At 41.9% G+C, this 18,111-nt stretch carries 19 protein-coding genes and 4 tRNA genes; 5 read left to right on the top strand and 18 right to left on the bottom strand.

Going from position 1 to position 18,111, the window contains the following annotated elements:
• Positions 1 to 296: 296 nt before the first annotated feature.
• Both LS71_RS04280 and LS71_RS04275 read right to left on the bottom strand, forming a co-directional pair.
• Positions 297 to 1,103 carry a hypothetical protein gene (locus LS71_RS04280; RefSeq protein WP_034352398.1) on the bottom strand — a complete coding sequence of 269 codons (807 nt, stop codon included), beginning with the start codon at positions 1,101 to 1,103 and terminating at the stop codon, positions 297 to 299.
• 57 nt (positions 1,104 to 1,160) lie between these two features.
• Positions 1,161 to 1,856, bottom strand: a complete 696-nt coding sequence (locus tag LS71_RS04275) for an ion transporter (protein ID WP_052057759.1) — start codon at positions 1,854 to 1,856, stop codon at positions 1,161 to 1,163.
• 365 nt (positions 1,857 to 2,221) lie between these two features.
• Between LS71_RS04275 and LS71_RS04265 the strand changes: the two genes are divergently transcribed.
• Complete coding sequence (locus LS71_RS04265; protein ID WP_034352400.1) at positions 2,222 to 2,629, top strand: helix-turn-helix domain-containing protein; 408 nt, start codon at positions 2,222 to 2,224, stop codon at positions 2,627 to 2,629.
• A gap of 127 nt (positions 2,630 to 2,756) precedes the next feature.
• Here LS71_RS04265 and LS71_RS04260 read toward each other — a convergent pair.
• The 5 genes from LS71_RS04260 to LS71_RS04240 form a co-directional block, all read right to left on the bottom strand.
• Positions 2,757 to 2,833: transfer RNA gene (locus LS71_RS04260), tRNA-Asp, on the bottom strand.
• Positions 2,834 to 2,877: 44 nt separating this feature from the next.
• Positions 2,878 to 2,953 (bottom strand) — tRNA-Val (locus LS71_RS04255).
• Between the two features lie 24 nt (positions 2,954 to 2,977).
• Positions 2,978 to 3,052, bottom strand: a tRNA-Glu gene (locus tag LS71_RS04250).
• 13 nt (positions 3,053 to 3,065) lie between these two features.
• Positions 3,066 to 3,141 (bottom strand) — tRNA-Lys (locus LS71_RS04245).
• A 102-nt stretch (positions 3,142 to 3,243) separates the two neighbouring features.
• Positions 3,244 to 3,798, bottom strand: a complete 555-nt coding sequence (locus LS71_RS04240; protein WP_081946216.1) for a CinA family protein — start codon at positions 3,796 to 3,798, stop codon at positions 3,244 to 3,246.
• Positions 3,799 to 3,904: 106 nt separating this feature from the next.
• Between LS71_RS04240 and ppk2 the strand changes: the two genes are divergently transcribed.
• Positions 3,905 to 4,909, top strand: a complete 1,005-nt coding sequence (gene ppk2 / locus LS71_RS04235) for a polyphosphate kinase 2 (RefSeq protein WP_081946217.1) — start codon at positions 3,905 to 3,907, stop codon at positions 4,907 to 4,909.
• A gap of 70 nt (positions 4,910 to 4,979) precedes the next feature.
• On the opposite strand, the gene LS71_RS04230 is transcribed toward ppk2, so the two are convergent.
• Genes LS71_RS04230 through LS71_RS04180 form a run of 11 tightly spaced genes read right to left on the bottom strand, consistent with a single transcriptional unit; the run spans position 4,980 to position 14,389 of the window.
• Positions 4,980 to 6,083, bottom strand: coding sequence for a glycosyltransferase family 2 protein (locus LS71_RS04230; protein ID WP_052057761.1), 1,104 nt, complete (start codon positions 6,081 to 6,083; stop codon positions 4,980 to 4,982).
• A 9-nt stretch (positions 6,084 to 6,092) separates the two neighbouring features.
• Positions 6,093 to 6,446 carry an FkbM family methyltransferase gene (locus tag LS71_RS04225; RefSeq protein ID WP_194145661.1) on the bottom strand — a complete coding sequence of 118 codons (354 nt, stop codon included), beginning with the start codon at positions 6,444 to 6,446 and terminating at the stop codon, positions 6,093 to 6,095.
• Positions 6,440 to 6,949: a class I SAM-dependent methyltransferase gene (locus tag LS71_RS04220; RefSeq protein ID WP_052057765.1), complete on the bottom strand. Its 510-nt coding sequence runs from the start codon at positions 6,947 to 6,949 to the stop codon at positions 6,440 to 6,442. The genes LS71_RS04225 and LS71_RS04220 overlap by 7 nt, the downstream gene beginning before the upstream one ends.
• A gap of 16 nt (positions 6,950 to 6,965) precedes the next feature.
• Positions 6,966 to 7,856 (bottom strand): glycosyltransferase family 32 protein, encoded by an 891-nt coding sequence (locus LS71_RS04215; protein ID WP_034352403.1) that lies wholly within the window; start codon positions 7,854 to 7,856, stop codon positions 6,966 to 6,968.
• Complete coding sequence (locus tag LS71_RS04210) at positions 7,856 to 9,211, bottom strand: glycosyltransferase family 4 protein (RefSeq protein WP_034352406.1); 1,356 nt, start codon at positions 9,209 to 9,211, stop codon at positions 7,856 to 7,858. The genes LS71_RS04215 and LS71_RS04210 overlap by 1 nt, the downstream gene beginning before the upstream one ends.
• A gap of 21 nt (positions 9,212 to 9,232) precedes the next feature.
• Positions 9,233 to 10,351, bottom strand: coding sequence for a glycosyltransferase family 17 protein (locus LS71_RS04205; protein ID WP_052057767.1), 1,119 nt, complete (start codon positions 10,349 to 10,351; stop codon positions 9,233 to 9,235).
• A gap of 12 nt (positions 10,352 to 10,363) precedes the next feature.
• Positions 10,364 to 11,509: a glycosyltransferase family 8 protein gene (locus LS71_RS04200; RefSeq protein WP_034352408.1), complete on the bottom strand. Its 1,146-nt coding sequence runs from the start codon at positions 11,507 to 11,509 to the stop codon at positions 10,364 to 10,366.
• 11 nt (positions 11,510 to 11,520) lie between these two features.
• On the bottom strand, positions 11,521 to 12,291 hold the full coding sequence (locus LS71_RS04195; protein WP_034352412.1) for a GumC domain-containing protein: 771 nt from the start codon (positions 12,289 to 12,291) through the stop codon (positions 11,521 to 11,523).
• Between the two features lie 11 nt (positions 12,292 to 12,302).
• Positions 12,303 to 13,511 carry an EpsG family protein gene (locus tag LS71_RS04190; RefSeq protein ID WP_034352414.1) on the bottom strand — a complete coding sequence of 403 codons (1,209 nt, stop codon included), beginning with the start codon at positions 13,509 to 13,511 and terminating at the stop codon, positions 12,303 to 12,305.
• 10 nt (positions 13,512 to 13,521) lie between these two features.
• Positions 13,522 to 13,842, bottom strand: a complete 321-nt coding sequence (locus LS71_RS04185; protein WP_138109828.1) for a hypothetical protein — start codon at positions 13,840 to 13,842, stop codon at positions 13,522 to 13,524.
• Positions 13,772 to 14,389 (bottom strand): glycosyltransferase family 2 protein, encoded by a 618-nt coding sequence (locus LS71_RS04180; protein WP_052057772.1) that lies wholly within the window; start codon positions 14,387 to 14,389, stop codon positions 13,772 to 13,774. Before LS71_RS04180 ends, LS71_RS04185 begins: the two co-directional genes overlap by 71 nt.
• 218 nt (positions 14,390 to 14,607) lie before the next feature.
• On the opposite strand from LS71_RS04180, the gene LS71_RS04175 reads away from it, so the two are divergent.
• The 3 genes from LS71_RS04175 (at position 14,608) to LS71_RS04165 (ending at position 17,971) form a co-directional block, all read left to right on the top strand.
• The gene (locus LS71_RS04175; RefSeq protein ID WP_034352417.1) at positions 14,608 to 15,936 is read left to right on the top strand and encodes a TolC family protein; all 1,329 of its coding nucleotides are present in this window, start codon (positions 14,608 to 14,610) and stop codon (positions 15,934 to 15,936) included.
• Between the two features lie 76 nt (positions 15,937 to 16,012).
• Entirely contained in the window at positions 16,013 to 16,810 is a 798-nt protein-coding gene (locus LS71_RS04170) for an HlyD family secretion protein (protein WP_034352420.1), read from the top strand.
• A 9-nt stretch (positions 16,811 to 16,819) separates the two neighbouring features.
• Positions 16,820 to 17,971: an ABC transporter ATP-binding protein gene (locus LS71_RS04165; RefSeq protein WP_052057774.1), complete on the top strand. Its 1,152-nt coding sequence runs from the start codon at positions 16,820 to 16,822 to the stop codon at positions 17,969 to 17,971.
• Positions 17,972 to 18,111: the final 140 nt, after the last annotated feature.

Raw genomic sequence — 18,111 nt, 5'->3', positions numbered from 1 at the left:
TGCATAGCTCAAGCAGAAACACCGACACACAGAAATCACTACAATTAGCCCAACAATCTTTTAGTAACAGACTAGCGATATGAAAGGAAAGGCGCGTCATCTAGGTTGGAGGAGGCATTATAGCAGATGAGTTTTAAAAACAAGTTATATTTATAGAATCTAGATTCTATAATGCCCGCATTTAGAGGGTTTGCTCTAGGATTTATTTGTCTTCCCGCATAAGGCTTTAAAAGGCGCAGATTCTATAAAATACATAGATTGAAGTAGCTTGATTAAAGCACAACTATTTAAGAGAGCTACACCCGCACAGCACCGGCCACAACGATAAAAGGCATATAGTGATTCCTAAAGAAGTGGCAATATTTCTCACATTTACGCAAATCTAAAACACCGCACAGCACACCCATATTATCGTCCTTATCTGCGCTAGAAAGCGTGGCTATTTGGTCTGCTATGCTTTGCGGGATAGAATCTAGCTCATTTATATCTGGCTCTTGCCCACGCTGAGAATACACATGAATGCTAAAAAGTGCAACCTTAAAATCATGAAACTCCACTAGCCTACCACCTGCCTTAAGCTCATCAATATTTTCAATTTGTTTTAAGGCATCATATATGCGCTTTTTAGAAGTTGTGTCAAACTTCCATTGCGCTTGCACACCAACATTAAGCCATAAAGACTTAGATTCTATCCATATATCAAAATCTGTCTTATTGTTTTCATAAGGTGAACACCAAAAATCAATGCTCCGCCCACTCCTCTCTCTCCCCTCATAATCTGTAATGCCTATCCCTCTGCAATCCACGCGATATTCACTCATCACAAATGGCGTAAGGCGTGAAAGCGCAATGGCAATTTGCGCACTTTGTTGCGCTTCAGTATATGCGATAGGAAACTCCCCCATATCCTCAAGCAATGTGAGATTTATATCAAACAAATGTTGGCAAAACTTATCAAAAAATGCTCTAAACTTCTGCCCACCATTGCCGTTTGCGGTGCGTGTAATGACATTTGGCTTATAGTGAGAATCTATAAAGCTATAAATATACTTATCCTGATTTTTAACGCTAAAGCGCTCTTGTATATTTTGATTATAAAACATCGCTAGCCCCCTATTAAGTATTGTAAAAATTAAGCTTTAGAATCTGCAGCAAAAGTATTATTTTTTATCCTGCGTTTTAAGTTCAGCAATGCTCTCAACGATAATGCCCACAACTAAATTCATCACTACAAAGCTTACTATAAAAATAAAGCTTGTAAAAACTAGCCACGCATAAGGATAAAGCACCATCACAGGACGCACTATGCCCTCACTCCAGCCCTCTAAAGTCATAATTTGAAAAAGTGTATAAAAACTCTCGCCTAATGTGCCAAAAAACTGCGGGAAATCCTTGCCAAACAAATTCACACAAAGCACGCCATAGACATAAAAGAAAATAAACAAAATGACCGCAATAGGTAGAGCTGCGGGCAAAGTTCTAAGCATAGCAGAGACCACAAGGCGCATTGAGGGTAAAACAGATACCAGCCTAAGCACTCTAAAAATACTAAAAGCTCTAAGCATAGAAAGCTGTGAAAGCCCGCCTAAACTCACAAGCGTAACAAACAAATCAAAACAATTGTAGCCCTTGTTTTTGCCAATAAAGAAATCTTTTTTGAACACAATTATTCTTAAGCTTACCTCGACAAGAAAAATAAAAAGACAAAAATTGCTTAAGAAATTAAGTGTATTTCTAATTTTTGTTTGAATGGGTTCTATGGTATCAAGCCCCAGAACAATGGCATTTAGCACTATCATAGCAAGGATAAAGTAACTAAAAAATGAGGATCTGACACACTTTTGTAAAAACTGCATGAAACCCTACTTAAATCCTTACCCTATTAATTCGTGACTCTTCGTAGGACTTTTAGAACATGAGTTTGCGGCAAAACTAGACACTGAACTTGAACTGCCACAATGCTTACAAACATATTTTGATAATTTTGTAGTCGCTTCCATTAAGACATGACTTTTGGTGGGACTTTTAGAACATGAGTTTTTGGCAAAAGAAGCTGCACTTGACTGCTTTCCACAATATTTGCAAGTATAAACTGCCATTTTTCATCCTTTAAAAATAAAATTTGTCTTTTATACAGATATAGTATAAACAGCGATATTATTATATTTAAACGATAATTAGTTTTTTCTTAAGTATAATGTAACATTTTATAATACTGCCCATGAAAGTAGTCGATAGAATCAATGAAATTTTGAAAGCAAAAAAGATGAGTAAAAAAGAGCTTGTGGAGCGCCTCATCAATCTTGATATGAAAGCAAACAAAACGGGCGAAATCCCTGCAAAATCAAGCCTTTATGCCTATCTTAATGGCAATATCGAGCTTAAAGCCGATATGATACCCTTTATCGCTGAAGCCCTAGATGTATGCGAACAAGAGCTTTTTGGCAATACAGACTCGCATAAAATCCTGCGCAAAGTCTATGCTCACAATCCTACTCATATCAAATATAATCACATTGTAGAACTGCTTGATTATATTTCACCAAAAACGCTTGAAACGCTTGAGCAAACGCTCATTAATCAAAAGCAAAAAACTATTGAGCTTAATAAGATTATACAAAACCTATAAACCTCAATTATTACACCTTATATCATGCCTAGATTCTATAAAGACTAAATCTATAACGCAAAATATGGCGCTTTAGGCTAAGGCTAGATTCTATAAAAATCAAGAAAGATAAAGAAGTATCGCAAAGTGGCGGAGCGGACGGGGCTCGAACCCGCGACCCCATGCGTGACAGGCATGTATTCTAACCAGCTGAACTACCGCTCCAACGCCCAAAACCCTCGTATAGAAGTCTAAGGATTTTAAACAAATGGTGGTCGCTACAAGGCTCGAACTTGTGACATCCACCTTGTAAGGGTGGCGCTCTACCAACTGAGCTAAGCGACCAAAGAAGTATGAAGAAAATAAAAGTGGTGACCCCTAGGGGATTTGAACCCCTGTAGCCACCGTGAAAGGGTGGTATCCTAACCGCTAGATGAAGGGGCCACTTTTATTTTGGTGGTGACCCGTGTTGGATTCGAACCAACGGCCCATTCCTTAAAAGGGAATTGCTCTACCAACTGAGCTAACGGGTCATCTATCCTTACACCCTCGCCTTGCGCCTTTGCAGCTTAAAGCATCTCATCGCGTCTGCAATGACACAAAAGAGCGCATTATAGTGATTTTGGCATAAATTGTCAAGAGTTTAGGAGTGTGAGGAGCATTTCAAGCGCCTTAGCACAGCTTTGCAGCTGCACACTCTGCCTATCACCAGAAAAGTGATTATAGCTCACGATTGTCTTACCCTCTTGCATTTTGCTCCCTCGCGATTGCACGCCGATATACACGCTCCCCACAGGCTTTTTGGCACTGCCTCCGCTTGGTCCAGCAATGCCACTTGTGGCTAGTGCAATATCCGCACCACTCTCACGCAGCACGCCCTCACACATCGCGCGCACTACAGGCTCACTCACCGCGCCATAAGCTTGCAAATCCGCCTCTTTCACATTAAGCCACTTGTGCTTAATCTCATTAGCATAGCTCACCATTGAGCCTAAAAACACTTGCGAAGCGCCGCTAAGCGCGGTAAAATGATAGCTCAAAAGCCCGCCTGTGCAGCTCTCTGCCATAGCGATGTATAAACCCCTTGTATGCATTATCTCTAAAGCTGCTTGTGCGAGCTGTGTATGCAAAATCATACCTTGTGCTATATCTCGCTCCATATCACTAGACTTCATCTCATTAGGCTTCATTTAGTAACCTCCCTTAAAAGTAGCGCGCTAAATTTTACATCTTTGCTACATTTTTGAATAAAACATATTACACTATAAAACATAATTTTTACACTAAGGAGACGCTATGGGGAAGCAAGAGCGACAAATCGTTATTAGACCTGAAAGTGAGGGCGATGTCCAAAAAATTTTTAGAGGCAAAGATGGGCGTATGAAGGAGGATTTTTACCTAAAAGAGCTCACAAAACTGCAAATTGAGCTGCTCAAATTACAAAATTGGGTCAAAGCCACCAATCAAAAAATTATTATCATTATGGAGGGACGCGACGCAGCGGGCAAAGGAGGCACGATTAAAGCACTCACGAGCCATATGAATCCGCGTGGCTGCCGCATAGTTGCGCTCAATAAGCCCACCGAAAAGGAAAAAACAGAATGGTATTTCAAGCGCTACATCAGCACATTACCAAGTGGGGGCGAAATCGTTTTTTACGATAGGAGCTGGTATAACCGCGCGGGTGTGGAAAAGGTTATGGGATTCTGCACGCAGGAGCAGTATAAGGAGTTTATCACACAAGTGTCAAATTTGGAGCAAATGCTCATCTCAAGCGGCACGATGATTTTTAAATATTTCCTTGATGTGGGCAGGGAGGAGCAAAAGCGCAGGATTTTACGCCGCAAAACTGACCCACTAAGAATGTGGAAGCTAAGCCCCATTGATAGCAAATCACTTGATTTATGGGAGCAATACACAGAGGCGTTTGAAAAGATGTTTGCGCGCACACACACGCACATTTGCCCTTGGACGATTGTCAATACCAACGACAAAAAGCGTGCAAGGCTTAATGTGGCGCGCGATATTTTGAGCAAAATCGACTATGAGGGCAAAGACCAAACCGCTGTATGCCTGCTGCCAGACCCTAGCATTGTGTGGAGTTACTCACAATATCAAGCAAATCACATAGACCCCCTAAAAGAAGTGCAAAAAAAGCTAAAAATTGCAAAGCTTGAGGAAAAGCAACTCCACAAAGTCGCCAAAGAGCTTAAAGCCAATAAGTCAAATAAGCCTAAATCAAGCAAATTAAAAAAATCAAATAAACATGAGATAAATGCAGATTCTGCGCCATTAAGCTAAAGCATATTTTGCGCAAGCCACACTAGCTGCGCAATCACGCCGCTTTACTAAAATGCAGATTCTAATGCGTTTATCGCTTCACTTTGCCAAAGCTAAAGATATAAATCATTATCTTTAGCACGCCCTCCAGCCTAAACCACACGCATAGCGACTTACACATATAGCGCAGATACCCACTCTGCTTTGCGCGCGCACATAAAATAAGATAGTCTAAGATTCTATAAATCTTTTGCGCACGCGCTTCTAACACATCGTATTGAGGCTTGCTCTCATCACCCACATACAGCTCACGCATAATGCGCACAATAGCCGCTAGCGCATCTTTCACATCTCTATACGCCTCGTGCGTAGGCTGCGCAGTGCTTGAATTTATATTTGCACAATACACATACATATCCCCCTTAATCCCACACACACGACTACACAAACTCAAAGCCACAAAGCTTTTAAGTATATCTTCACCCAAAGTAATGCGCACACCTTTATCGCCACTCGCCTCGCTATTCATTTCCCTAGTGTGCAAATCACTCCGCGCGCGACTTACATCATCTAAAGCCTGCTTGATAATCATATCCACACGCACCATAAGCTCCCTTGCATAGAGCTTATTCCACACATATGGATAGAATCTACTCCCGCATACAAACACGCTAAAGGCGTTTTTGATTACGCCATTTTTGCGCGCACGCCACACACGACGATAAAAGCCCTCTAGTCTCGCACCAAAGCACACAATATCCGCTCCATTCTGTTTGGCTGCCTGTAAGGAGCGCGCACAAAAGTCTTTACACACATAATCATCAGAATCTACATACATAATATATTCGCCACTTGCGTGCTTTAAACCCTCAATGCGTGCCATTAATAGCCCGACATTATACGCATTGCGCACAATTTTTATACGCCTATCACTATACTGCTCTACCACCTCCATAGCCCTATCCTGCCCGCAATCATCAACGATAATCACCTCAATTTCAGCCATACTCTGCGCGAGTATAGAATCTAGACATCGCTTAATATATTTTTGCGTATTAAACACTGGCACGATGATAGAAATAATTGCTAAATGTATAGGCTCGCTCAAATCGATAGCAGGCTGCATACGTGCGCTAGATTCTGTAATTTTACTGGATTCTATAATCTTGCTAGATTCTATATTTGCAAACTCCACGCCACTCCTTTAATCGCGCTCATTGCTCTCTCTAAGCTCGCGTATGATTTGTTCTTTACTCTTAAGATATTCTTTGCGTTGGAAAATCACGCTATTATGCGCCTTTGCCACGATGACATAGCCTTGCTGCGCTAGGAATTGCGCAATTTCATTATCCTGCAGCGCGCTAAAGTCAAGCTCGCCATACACATTACTTAAAATCTCCACAATCACAATATTTGGCTTAAACCTACTCCAATCATTGCTCCTTAATACCGACAAATCAAACCCCTCGCAATCCACGCTCAAAAAGTCAATTTCTTGATTGCTAGGCAGATACTCCTCTAGCACATCGCTTAATGTCCTAAAAGGCACTTTCACCACGCGCAAAAGCTTGCCGAGCGAGTTTTTGCCACCTCTTCATCAAAGGTATTCCACGAGCTTTCATCAAATATATGATATGCCAAAAATGTTTTAGCTAAAGAGCTGCCCCCCCCCCCCGCTAAATTATCTTGCGCTAAATTTTTTGCGCTAGATTCTGTAATTTCACCAATGCCCATTTCCAAATTAATATCCCGCGCCCTGTATTTTCTAAATGCCTCCATACTGCCGGGTGTGGCGTCTATATTTATCCCACGCCAACCCTGCGTGTAAAATAAATAAGTATTTGAGAATCTAAAAGGGTGATGCGCGCCCACATCGACATAAAATCCACTATCGCGCTTCTGCCACAAAAGCGCGCGCACGATTCTATCCTCACCCTCAATGGCATAGCTAGGATTCATATACGCCCTGCGTCCTACAAGGCGCTGCCTTAAATGTTTAAGCCACTCCCATTGGGCTTGAGATAATCTCCCCTTAAGCCACATTTTCAACGCATATATCATAATCATCTCCTTTAATTTAATATAATCCAAAGTTTATAAGCCGCTGCACAAGCGACTTTGCCCACATTCTGCGCCTACTATTATGCGGAAAGCACACATTTATAAAAAACTTTTTTGGCAAACTTTTAAGCCTAAAACGCAGCGATTTTGCCTGCGCTTCATAGTCTTTTAATAACTTCACACGCTTTTCAAACGCCAATTTATTAACAAAAAAGCGCGTATCCTGCTCACACCACGAAGCCGCGCAATGATGGGCTAAAGCGGTATTTGCGCTTAAATGCTCTAATCGCGGCGGCACGCCAATGCTAAGGGGTGAGAAATAATCCTTTGGATAGATTTTCACGCCCTGCACGATTATAGGCGCTTGTATATCGCCTATAAAGCCGCCACTTTGCATAAACTCACCATTATCCATAAAATACAGCCCTACTAACTGCGGAGATATAAGCATACTCTTGCGCGCTAAGTAGAGCTTGCCCAAATGCTCATATAATTCGCACATAAATTTAGCCAAACGCGAATGCTTTTTGGCTGCCATAGAATGGCTTGTGTAGCCTCCTTGCGCAGATTCTATCCCAATAATCGCCTCATATTCACTCTCCTCTAGCTCTTTTAATAGCGCGCTAAATTTTGCGCCATTCACTACCTCAATATCACAATCCAAATACACCCCACCATAATGATACAAAATCCACCAGCGGTAGTAATCTCCCAAAAACACGCCATCTTGCAGCTCACTTAAAGCCCGAGTATAAGGGCAAATATCTAGCGGTAAATTTGTGGCATTCCATAGCTTTATACTAAAATGCGGCAGCTGCTCCTCCCAAGTCTTAATATAGGGCAAATACGCGCTATCATCGCCATTAAAGCCAAAAAATATTCTATGAATGACTTGTAATTCACTCATTACGCGCCCCTAAAGCCTTGCTTAGATTCTATAGCTTTTTCAAACGCCTCACACATTCCCTCCGCGCATAAATCCCAGCTAAATTTACTCGCCTGTGCTAAAGCCCTGCGTGACAGCTCATCTCTATACTCCACATCGCTATAAATGCGATATATAGCCTCCTGTAGCCCATTTGCATCAGTAGGACTAAGCGCAATACCGCCATCGCCTAAGACTTCGGGGATTGAAGTGGTATTTGAAGCGATAGTGGGACAACCACACGCCATAGATTCTAAAACTGGCAGCCCAAAGCCCTCATAAGTAGAGAGATACACGCTGCACACGCTAAAAGAAAAGAGATTTGCCAAATACTGCTCATCAACATAGCCCACACGAATGATTTTATGCTCATAAAAGCCAAAAGAGCTAATTTTAGATGACAAAATAGACTTAAAATTATCCCACGCCGCCCCACCTAGCAGCAAATACAAATCCTGTAGCTCATATCGCTTAATGCAGGCGACAAACTGCTCGATGACAAAAAGCAGATTTTTGCGCGGCTCTAGCGAGCAGAGGCTAAAAATATAGCGCGCATTGCTTGATAAGCCATATTTTGCCTTAAGCTGTGCGTTAAGCGCGGCATTTGTGCAGGGGTGGAAAATGGACTTATCATAGCCTAGCAGGTTTACGCTAAAGTGCGTAGGGTTTATCTGCTTGCCTAGTGCGCGGAGGAAATCATTACGCGTGTGAGTGGAATTAGCAAAATAGTAATCTTTAGGGTTTATAGAATCTACAATATCATAAAAATCGTGCCTAGCCATTACTTTAGGCAGATATTTGCGCGCAAGCCTCGCTAGCAGTCTATTATCAAAGACAAAATGCCCACTTAAAACCAAAGGTGCAATATCGTGCAAAAGCGTAAAGCAGACTAATTGAGATGCTCTAATCTCTGGTGCGATGGCATAATATGGCGAGAAAAATACCTCCCCATGCGCCTGCAGGGTTGCAATCTGCCTTTTTGATAAATGCAAGGAGCGCGCAAGCAGCACAAATGGATAGCTTATCACTTTGGCTAAAAACTGCAAAAATCTAGGCGCATTAGCATAAGTGAGCGCGTATTTGTAATAACATGCGCGCGATATAAGCTTTTCAAACCACCCATACATCGGCACAAATTCTAAATCCCGCAGCGATTTTGTGCCTTTACACGCCATTTTACACATTTCATAATACTCCACTTCTGCGTAAAGTGCGATGTTGCAATGCTTTTTTAGCGCGCATAAAATGCCAAATGCACTAAGCGTAATGCCGCTGCGCGTAGCGTTGTGAGAATGCAGGCTTTTTAGGGCTTTGGCATCAAAGATAAGTTTTGTCATTTTTGCTCCTTTGTTGAGATTCTATAATTTTTCTATTTCTTTTTTTCGCAAAGTGGGAGGCACTTGAAAAGGCAAAAGACCTATTTTGCTTAGCATAAAGCGCGCTATGAGCCTGCAGATTCTATAAATTTTCCTTTGCCACCACAGCGCGCGCTGCTTTAAACGCACAAAATGCGCGCTAGATTCTACAAGCAGTAAATGCGCGTATTTATCCGCATTTGCGCGCACAAATGGCGGGAGCATAGCGCTTTGTGGTGGCAGGGCGATGAGTTTATAGCCGCAAAATCTACTATCACGCATAATTTGTAGCGCACGCTGCTCTGTTCTGCTATCTAGCAAGATATACCCCCCCCCCCCGCAATCTGCGGCAGTGGCGGCATTGTGAGCAATAGTGGCATTTATAGAATCTGCGCTATTGCGCCATTCTTGATGTGCAAAGCTATCAAGCTTTTTTATTACACAATCCACGCCGCCCATATAGCTCAAATGCCAACCACAAGGGTAATGCACGCGCTGCTTATTGCCATTATACATTCTCACCCTAGAAGCGCTCGTGCCAACATTTAGCGAGGGGATAAGAAAGCGCGCCTCTCCCTCATACGCCCAATGCGCCAAAAGCTCATCATCGCACAAATCGCCAAAGGTAAGCATTTTCGCGCCAGCATACCAATAATGCCCAAAGGATAAATTATTGAGATAAAAATAAAATATATCGCACGCTAGCACCTCGATACGCGGTGTGTTGATACTAGGGCGCTGCGATAGGGCTTTGGCATATTTAGCAACACTTTGAGGGCGCGGGATTTCATCGACATCGGAGATAATCACAATATCACTAGGCTTAGCAAGGCTTAAAAGTGCGGTTTTAATATAATTTCTTTGATAATTTTCGCGCGCCCATGGCTGCTCAATGGTAGGCAAATGTGAGAAAGAGGGCAAATGCACAAAATGATAGCTAATTTTATGCATAAATTTTTCAAAGCGTGCGCTATGGGCCAAAAATCTTGCCTCCTTTGGCGTGCCAGTAAAAGTGCTATCTGCCTCGATAATCACAAAGCAATCAATAATAGAATCTAGCGTGTTTAAGCGGATTTCTAATATATCTAGCTCATCAAACCATGTAAAGCAGTCATATATCATACTTGCGCTCCTTTATTTCTTGGCTTTGAGCTTTAAACTTTTGGAGGAGTGCGCTAGATTCTGTAAAAAGCGATTTTTAATGGCTAAAAGTATGCTATAAAGTGGCGCGCAATACACCTTTGCCACATAAATAAGGCGCGTTTTATACGCTTTAAGCAAGGCTTTTATATACTCGCGCTTAATGTCTTTGCCAAAAGGGCTTTTGTAGGCTATGGCTCGCCATTTTCTCGCGTAAGGGTTTTCAAAATCAATAAGGCTAAAGCGCGCTTTATGTATAGAATCTGGCTTATTTGCAAAATCTAGCTGGTTTATAGAATCTAGTGCAGGCGCGTTGTCTTTAATGTAGCACATTTTTTCCCAAGGTTTAGGCTGGGCGGCAAAATGCAAGATTTTGGGGTGCTGCAGGGCGTTTGTGTAGGCTTGCTCGCTGTGGCGCGAGAGGATTTCATCTGCCTTTAAAGATTGTGGCACTGCAAAGGCAAAAGCGCTAGAGGCAAAAGTATGAGGTGCAAAGACTAAATGCGGCACATATATCACATTCCATTGCACACTAAGCTCAAGTGTGTCGCTAGCTAGCGCGAAGTTAAGCAAATTCTGGTCGTGAAAGCCCTCTGTTAGGCTAGGATTAGTATGTAAAATATCAAAAAGCCTTTGTGTAGTGCGCTCTTTGCGCCATTTGGTTAAATCCACTAGCAGCACGCCAGAATTAAAATAAAAATCGTTATGATTAGGTATGTGGCTTGAGCCTGCGTGAAAGGCTATATCGCGCACAGCAGCAAGGAGCTTACCCTCCATATTGATGTGATAAAGCTCTAAAATATCCCCACACACAAGCACATCAGTATCGATGTAGAGATACCTTTGTATATTACTAGGCAGCACGCTATCTGCAAGCAGGCGCATATAGGCCATAAGGCTGCCATTGAGAGTAGAGAGCTGCCTAAAGGGCGCAAGAGAGCAGCAAAAGGTGTGAATGCGCACTCGAGCAGACTGCAGGGATTTAAGTCTTTGTAATGTAGAGGGGTGCGCGCTCTCATCACAAAGGATATAAAAATTTAGAGCCGCCTGCGTGTGGGAAATGAGCGAATACATCGCAACGCTTGCGTATTTGATATATGGCTCATTGGCGCATAGGAGGATATTTAGTGCATAGCTCATGGCGTGTTTGCTTAGGAATGCTTAATATTACGCCACTGCGTGCTTAAAAATTCTTTCACAAACACACTTAGCGCAGCTAGCACAAACGCGGAGGCAAGGAGGAGAATCCACTTGCTGCGCGTAGTAAAGCGCCCGCTTATGCTTTCTTTCATAATACTCATCTCGCTAAAGCCTCTTGTATTTGTTGCTTGCGGAGTTGAGTGAATAAATGCGCCATTTTGCAAAATATCTTCTAATGATGTTTTATAAACGCCATCGCTCTGCGCTGTGGCAAGTGTGCGGAAATGCTCCATAAATGCCTGCACTTCGGGTGCACTTTGGATAAAATACACAAGCAAATCTGCTATATCTTGAGCTTCTTTAGCACTTTGTGCAGGATAGATGAACCAATATGCATCAGGTGCGTATATGGAGGGATTTGCTGGGGGAAGCACCCACAAATTATTTTTTATCACTTGTATAATGGACGCGCTGGATTCTATAGTAGATTGGCTCATAGATTCTGCAATGATAGAATCTGGGGCGTTTAAGAGGCGATTTAAGATAGGATTTAAAATCTTATGCGTTACAAATAGGCTGCTAGAGACATTTGGATACTTCTGCACTGCCTTTGACATAAGGAAAAAGGCATAATTATTATGCGCGCTTATGGCGTTACTTTGCTGCTGCACGCGCGCGCTATAGGCAATATACACACCACCTATAACAAAAATCACTAAAAATACACCACTAAAAAGCCATTTATTGCGCCAAAACACGCGTAAGACACTTACAGAATCCATAAGAATACTCCTTAAGAAATAAAATAAAACCACTCGCCAAAGGCTGGATAGCTTTCAAAAAGCCAAAATACATCTCTACCAAAAAGCATAACTTTAAGCTTGTAGATGAAAGCAAGCGCGCAAAAAATGAGCAAAAAGATGAAAAATTGTCTTAAACCCACAAAAAGCAAAAAACCTAGCAAAATGGTGGTAAGCAAAATCGTGCTGCGATGAGCAATGCCACTATGCACAAAAAGAAGCGCAAAATAGAGCAAAAGAAAAAAGATGACAAAATAAAACCAGCGCGCTTTAAAACTATCGCCACGCAACAAAAAACTAGCAAAAAGCAAAAAGATGAAAAATAATTCAATAATATTTGGGATTGTGGAATGCGGCTTGATGACAATATAGAATCCTAGCTTATCAAAAAGAGGGAGATTTTTGGGCAAAATGCCCGCTTGATAAAATAAAAGCAAGCCGCCAAAGCCAATACTTAGGACAATGAGCGCAATTAAAGATAGGCTTAGGGTGAATTTAGGATATTTTTTAAGCAAAAAAAGCGGAGGCAATAGCAAAAGCGCGCTTAAATGAAATACGCAGGCTAGCAAACTAAAGGCTATTTTAGCTCGCATAGATACCACGCTTAAGGCATAGAGGATAAAAATGGAGGAGTAAAACTGCCGCGTGTATTCTGAAGCAATGTAGAAATCAAAAAAGAGAAAGGATAGAAAGATACAAATGGCTTTTTGACTATCATCTAAGCCCTGCATAGCGTATTTTTCAAGCCAAATAAGAAAAAGTATGCTTGGGGGTAAAATCGTCCAAAAGAGCAAGCCTGCTGGACTTAGCTCGCCAAACAACGCAATAAGTGCAATGTGCCACAAGGACAAGCCGCATTCTATGCCATATGCTTGTATGCCTTTGATATTGCCTTCAAGCAGGAGTTTATAAGTTTGATAATAACGGATAAAATCATCGCCCTCCCAATTAAAATACACACGCGAGGCATATACAACGCTCCCGCTCAAAACTAAGCTAATCCCCAAAATAACGCGCGACACAGAATCTAGCCCATTATGAAAAGCAAAAAGGCACAAAAATGCGCCGACAAAACATACAAGCGGCGAGAAAGGCAGCGCGCACAAAGGCAAAAGACATAGCGCATAAAGTGCTGGGCTAGCGCAATAGCGCACGCTATGCACTCTTTGCTTAGCTGTGTGATGGGGTGCGAGATTAATCATTTGGCTTGCTTTAGAGATTTTTTACGCCGCTGCCGTATAAGGGGGGGGGGGGGGAGAAAAGGCTAAAGTATGAAAGGCGCTTTTTTAGCGCGTAAAAAATATAGCAGCTAAAGTAATACGCGCTTTTAAATATACTTAATTCTAGCACTTGGCGATAGACGAGCCATTGCCGCTTGGCGGTTTTTAGGCGATTATAGGTATCGCTGCCTTTGCGGATTCTAATAAAGGCTAGATATGGGCTTGTGCGTGGCTGTGTAGAGTTATGCGGGGGGGGGGGCGAAGCATACTTTTTGCGCGCTAAAATCGCGCAAAATACTAAGCCATAGTTCATAATCTTGGCGGATTTGTCCGGCTTTTACTTTGCCGCATTTATTTGCATCATAAACAGCTGTGGAGTTACCTATTTGGCAGGTTTTTAGCATATTTTTAAAAGTAATGTGCGCCTCTGGGATAAAATCGCCCAAAATGCTATCCTCCTCATCAATCACATAATAATCCCCATAGCTTAGCGCCACATCATTTGCAAGCATAAAGCGCACTTGATATTCTAGTTTATGCTTCTCCCACACATCATCGGCATCTAAAAAGGCGATAAAGCGCCCACTAGCAGCCTGCAAAGCAAGATTGCGCGCATTTGCCACGCCGCCATTAGATTCTAAAAATATGGGCTTTATGCGTGTATCTTGGCTGGCAAAATCTGCAATAATACGCGCAGAATTATCCTTAGAGGCGTCATCGACAATGATTGCCTCCCAATGGGTATAGGTCTGTTCTATGCAAGATTTAAGCGCACTGGAGACAAAGCGCGCGGTATTAAAATTAGGAATGATTATGGACACGAGGGGAAAATCCATAGAATCTAGCTCATTTGGCTGCAAACATATCCTTTTTAAATCGCAAATTTTTGAAAAGACGACATTATAAGGCTTTTAGTTAAAAGTTACATTAAGTTTAGTAAATCCACATTTGCGCGATATTCCGCGCAAGGCAAAGTCAAACAATCGTTTGACTTTATCAAGCTTTTTGAATATAATGCCGCTCTTTTTTAGGGGTAATGCCATTTTAAAGGCATGTTCTAATTTGTGAAGTCTAGTTTATGAATTTATATAGAGGGCTTAAAATGTTGCGTGTTATGCTTTTGTGGAGCTTTATTTGGTGCGTGCTAGGCGCGCAAGAAAATATACAATCGCTTATTGATGCTGCTAAAAAACATTATCCGTTGCACAAAAATGCCGCACTTTTGCAAAATGCGCTCTCTCTTAATCTTAGCTCGCTCAATACCCGCTACATCGCGCGCACAAAGTTTGCTAGTAAAGTGAGCTATCAAAGCGATGTCGTTACACTACCCTTTAATACCGCTGCTCTAAGCGGTATGGGGCTACATCTTGATGGCTACACGCCTCTAAGCAAAGACCAATATGCTTTCACGCTTGAAATTTCCCAGCCGCTGCTTGATATGGGCATTTCTGCGAGCAAAAAAATGGCTCTAGCGCAGTATGAGAGCCAAAAAAGCGAGCTAGAAGTAAGTCTTTATCAAGTGAGCAAAGCGGTGATAAATGTGTATTTTCAAGCGCTTTTGCTTGATTCTCAAATCAAACAAAATGCCCTGCACATTATGGATTTAGAAAAAAATTATGACAATATACAAGCCCAGTATAAAAATGGCGTGCTACAGCGAGATGCGCTCACTAAAATGCGCATTCAAATCATTAGCGCGCAAAAAAATGATGAGCTATTGCGCACGCAAAAAGCCATTGCACTTGATAGTCTAAGCGCGCTTAGTGGGGTAGATTCTATCATTTTAGAATCTAGCGGACTGCAAATGCCAGATATTGAGCTACAAAAACAATATCTAACACAAGCAGATACTAAGGACTTTATGCTGCGCCCTGAAATGATGTATTTCTCACTTAAAAATAAAGAGATTGCCACGCGCCAAAGCGTGGAGAATGCAAAAAATCTACCGCATATTGATGCGTTTTTGCAGCTAGGCTATGCTAATCCTAGTTTGAATATTTTAAGCGGGAAGTTTGAGCCTTACTACATCGCGGGTGTGCGCCTAAATTGGGATTTTAGCAATTTTTATACGCTGCGCACAGAGCGTGAGCTTATCCAAAATGCGCGCTTGCAGCTAGATTCTAAAAAAGAGGAATTTATGCTGCAAACTGCCATAACGCGCAATGAAATGATTAAAAGTGCGCATAATTTGCTAGCGCAATTAAGAGAAAATGCACGCATTATTACTTTGTATGAAGATATTTTGCGCACGCAAGAGGCGCGATTAAAAAATGGGATTTTAAGCATTAATGATTTTATTACAGATATTAATAATCTTAATCTTGCGCTCCTGCAGCAAAAATACATAGAAATTGAATTTCTTTTGCAAATCTTTTCCCTTAAGCAGTTGCATAATGTGTGGGAGTGATATAGAATGTGTTGCTAGCGCGCAAGCAGTGTTTGCAAAATGACGCAGGTATAGAATCTAGAGCAAAGGATTAGAAATGAAAGGCAAAAATTTTTTGGGATATATAATTAGCATTTGCGTGGGGCTAATGCTTTGCGCGTGTGGGGATAGCAGGGAGTTTGATGCTATGGGAATGTTTGAGGCTGATGAAATACTCCTTAGCACAGAGGGCAGCGGGCGCATTATGGGCTTTGAGGTAAGAGAGGGCGAGGCGGTGAGCAAAGGCGCGCTTTTAGGCACAATTGATAGCAGTGCGCTAGAGCTGCAGCGAGAAAAACTAGCACTTGATTTAGCGCACGCACTTGATGAATTAGCGCGCACACAAAGGCTCTTTAAGGCAAATGCAAGCACAAAGCAAAATGTGGATAATGCCGCGTATAAAAGCCAGTCATTGCAAAAAGAGCTTGATATTTTAGATGATAAAATCGCGCGCACAGATATTATCGCGCCCCTTGATGGCGTGGTGCTTGAAAAGTATGCTTTTAATGGCGAGCTAACTAGCCCATCAAAGGCGCTTTTGCGTATGGCAGATACGCGCACTTTGCGCCTTAAGGCTTATCTTAATTATGATGATATAGTGCGCATTAAACTTGGTGATAAAGTAAAAGTGTATGTAGATTCTAAAAATACAGAATCTAGCGCGCAAATGGAGGGATATAAGGTGTATGAGGGCGTTATTTCATGGATTTCAAGTGAAGCGGAATTCACGCCTAAAACGATTATGACTAAAGATGAGCGGCAAAATTTAGTCTATGCCATTAAGATTGATGTGGAAAATGATGGGCTATTAAAAATTGGCGGCTATGGCGAGATTAAGCTAGATTCTATGCCTTAAAGGCGCGATATGCAAAATAGCACTTCTAGTAATGCTACAAATATCATAAATGCCACAAATACCGCGCAAAGCGTAGATTTAATTATAGAATCTAGCGCGCAATCCGGCATAAAATCTCATATAAAATCCAACACAGAATCTAAGCCAATCATTCACATAGAGCATATTTACAAATATTATGGTGAGCTTGTAGCACTAGAAAATATTAGCTTTGAGGTAAAGCCTCATTGCATTTTTGGCATTATCGGCGCAGATGGCGCGGGCAAAAGCACGCTTTTTAGAATCTTAAGCACGCTTATGCTCCCTGATAGTGTAGATTCTATACCGCGCGCTAAGCATGGCAAAAACGCCGCGCCGCGCACGCACGCCGCACAGCACGCAAAAAGCACAAATGCTACACAGCACACGCAAGATACACATGCAAAAGGCAGCATAGCGGGCTTTGACTTGGTGCAAGAATATAGGCAAATCCGCCAAATCATAGGCTATATGCCTGCAGTATTTAGCCTCTATGCGGATTTAAGCGTGAAAGAAAATCTTACATTTTTTGCAGATATTTTCCAAGTGAGTATTGAAGAAAATTATGCGCTTATTAAGCCTATTTTTAGCGCGCTAGAGCCATTTTTAGACCGCAGAGCGGGTGCTTTAAGCGGGGGAATGAAGCAAAAGCTAGCCCTTTGCTGTGCGCTTATCCATAAGCCTAAAATTTTATTTTTAGATGAGCCAACTACTGGTGTAGATATGGTGAGCCGCGCGGAGTTTTGGGAGATTTTAGGCGAGCTTAAAAAGCAAATGACTATCCTTGTATCCACGCCATATATGGACGAGGCAAATTTATGCGATGAAATTGCACTTTTGGCAAATGGCAAGATTCTAAGCATTGACACGCCACAAAATATCTGCGCATCATATCCGCACAGGCTTTTTAAACTAAGCGGAATAGATGAGCATTTGCTCTTTACCACGCTTGAAGGCTTGCGAAGTATGGAGGGCGTGCATTCGTGCTTTTTATTTGCAAAGGATTTTCATATTGTGTTTAAAACTGCAAATATCGCGCAGCAGCTTGATAGCTTAAAGCGCAAATATGCGGCAAATAAGGGCGTTAGTATTACAGAGATTAAGCCTAGCATTGAAGATTGCTTTATAGAATTTTTACGCTAAACACTTCAATCCCATTCTTAAGGCGCTAAAAATCTGCCCTAAAGCTAATCCAAAAGCTGCTTGCTTAAATTAAAACAATCGTTTGAAAAATGGCTACATTGTGCTACAATCTGCTTTTGAAGTTTTTACACAAGGATTAT

Source organism: Helicobacter jaachi, assembly GCF_000763135.2.
GTDB lineage: Bacteria > Campylobacterota > Campylobacteria > Campylobacterales > Helicobacteraceae > Helicobacter_C > Helicobacter_C jaachi.
This window is presented reverse-complemented; position numbering and strand designations above follow the sequence as displayed.

Coding starts and splice junctions, on each gene's coding strand:
- LS71_RS04165 (WP_052057774.1), top strand. CDS start 16,820: ATGCAAAATAGCACTTCTAGTAATGCTACAAATATCATAAATGCCACA.
- LS71_RS04215 (WP_034352403.1), bottom strand. CDS start 7,856: ATGAGTGAATTACAAGTCATTCATAGAATATTTTTTGGCTTTAATGGC.
- LS71_RS04240 (WP_081946216.1), bottom strand. CDS start 3,798: ATGAAGCCTAATGAGATGAAGTCTAGTGATATGGAGCGAGATATAGCA.
- LS71_RS04265 (WP_034352400.1), top strand. CDS start 2,222: ATGAAAGTAGTCGATAGAATCAATGAAATTTTGAAAGCAAAAAAGATG.
- LS71_RS04280 (WP_034352398.1), bottom strand. CDS start 1,103: ATGTTTTATAATCAAAATATACAAGAGCGCTTTAGCGTTAAAAATCAG.
- LS71_RS04170 (WP_034352420.1), top strand. CDS start 16,013: ATGAAAGGCAAAAATTTTTTGGGATATATAATTAGCATTTGCGTGGGG.
- LS71_RS04220 (WP_052057765.1), bottom strand. CDS start 6,949: ATGATATATGCGTTGAAAATGTGGCTTAAGGGGAGATTATCTCAAGCC.
- LS71_RS04185 (WP_138109828.1), bottom strand. CDS start 13,842: ATGAACTATGGCTTAGTATTTTGCGCGATTTTAGCGCGCAAAAAGTAT.
- LS71_RS04205 (WP_052057767.1), bottom strand. CDS start 10,351: ATGATATATGACTGCTTTACATGGTTTGATGAGCTAGATATATTAGAA.
- LS71_RS04275 (WP_052057759.1), bottom strand. CDS start 1,856: ATGCAGTTTTTACAAAAGTGTGTCAGATCCTCATTTTTTAGTTACTTT.
- LS71_RS04190 (WP_034352414.1), bottom strand. CDS start 13,511: ATGATTAATCTCGCACCCCATCACACAGCTAAGCAAAGAGTGCATAGC.
- LS71_RS04195 (WP_034352412.1), bottom strand. CDS start 12,291: ATGGATTCTGTAAGTGTCTTACGCGTGTTTTGGCGCAATAAATGGCTT.
- LS71_RS04200 (WP_034352408.1), bottom strand. CDS start 11,509: ATGAGCTATGCACTAAATATCCTCCTATGCGCCAATGAGCCATATATC.
- LS71_RS04210 (WP_034352406.1), bottom strand. CDS start 9,211: ATGACAAAACTTATCTTTGATGCCAAAGCCCTAAAAAGCCTGCATTCT.
- LS71_RS04175 (WP_034352417.1), top strand. CDS start 14,608: ATGAATTTATATAGAGGGCTTAAAATGTTGCGTGTTATGCTTTTGTGG.
- ppk2 (WP_081946217.1), top strand. CDS start 3,905: ATGGGGAAGCAAGAGCGACAAATCGTTATTAGACCTGAAAGTGAGGGC.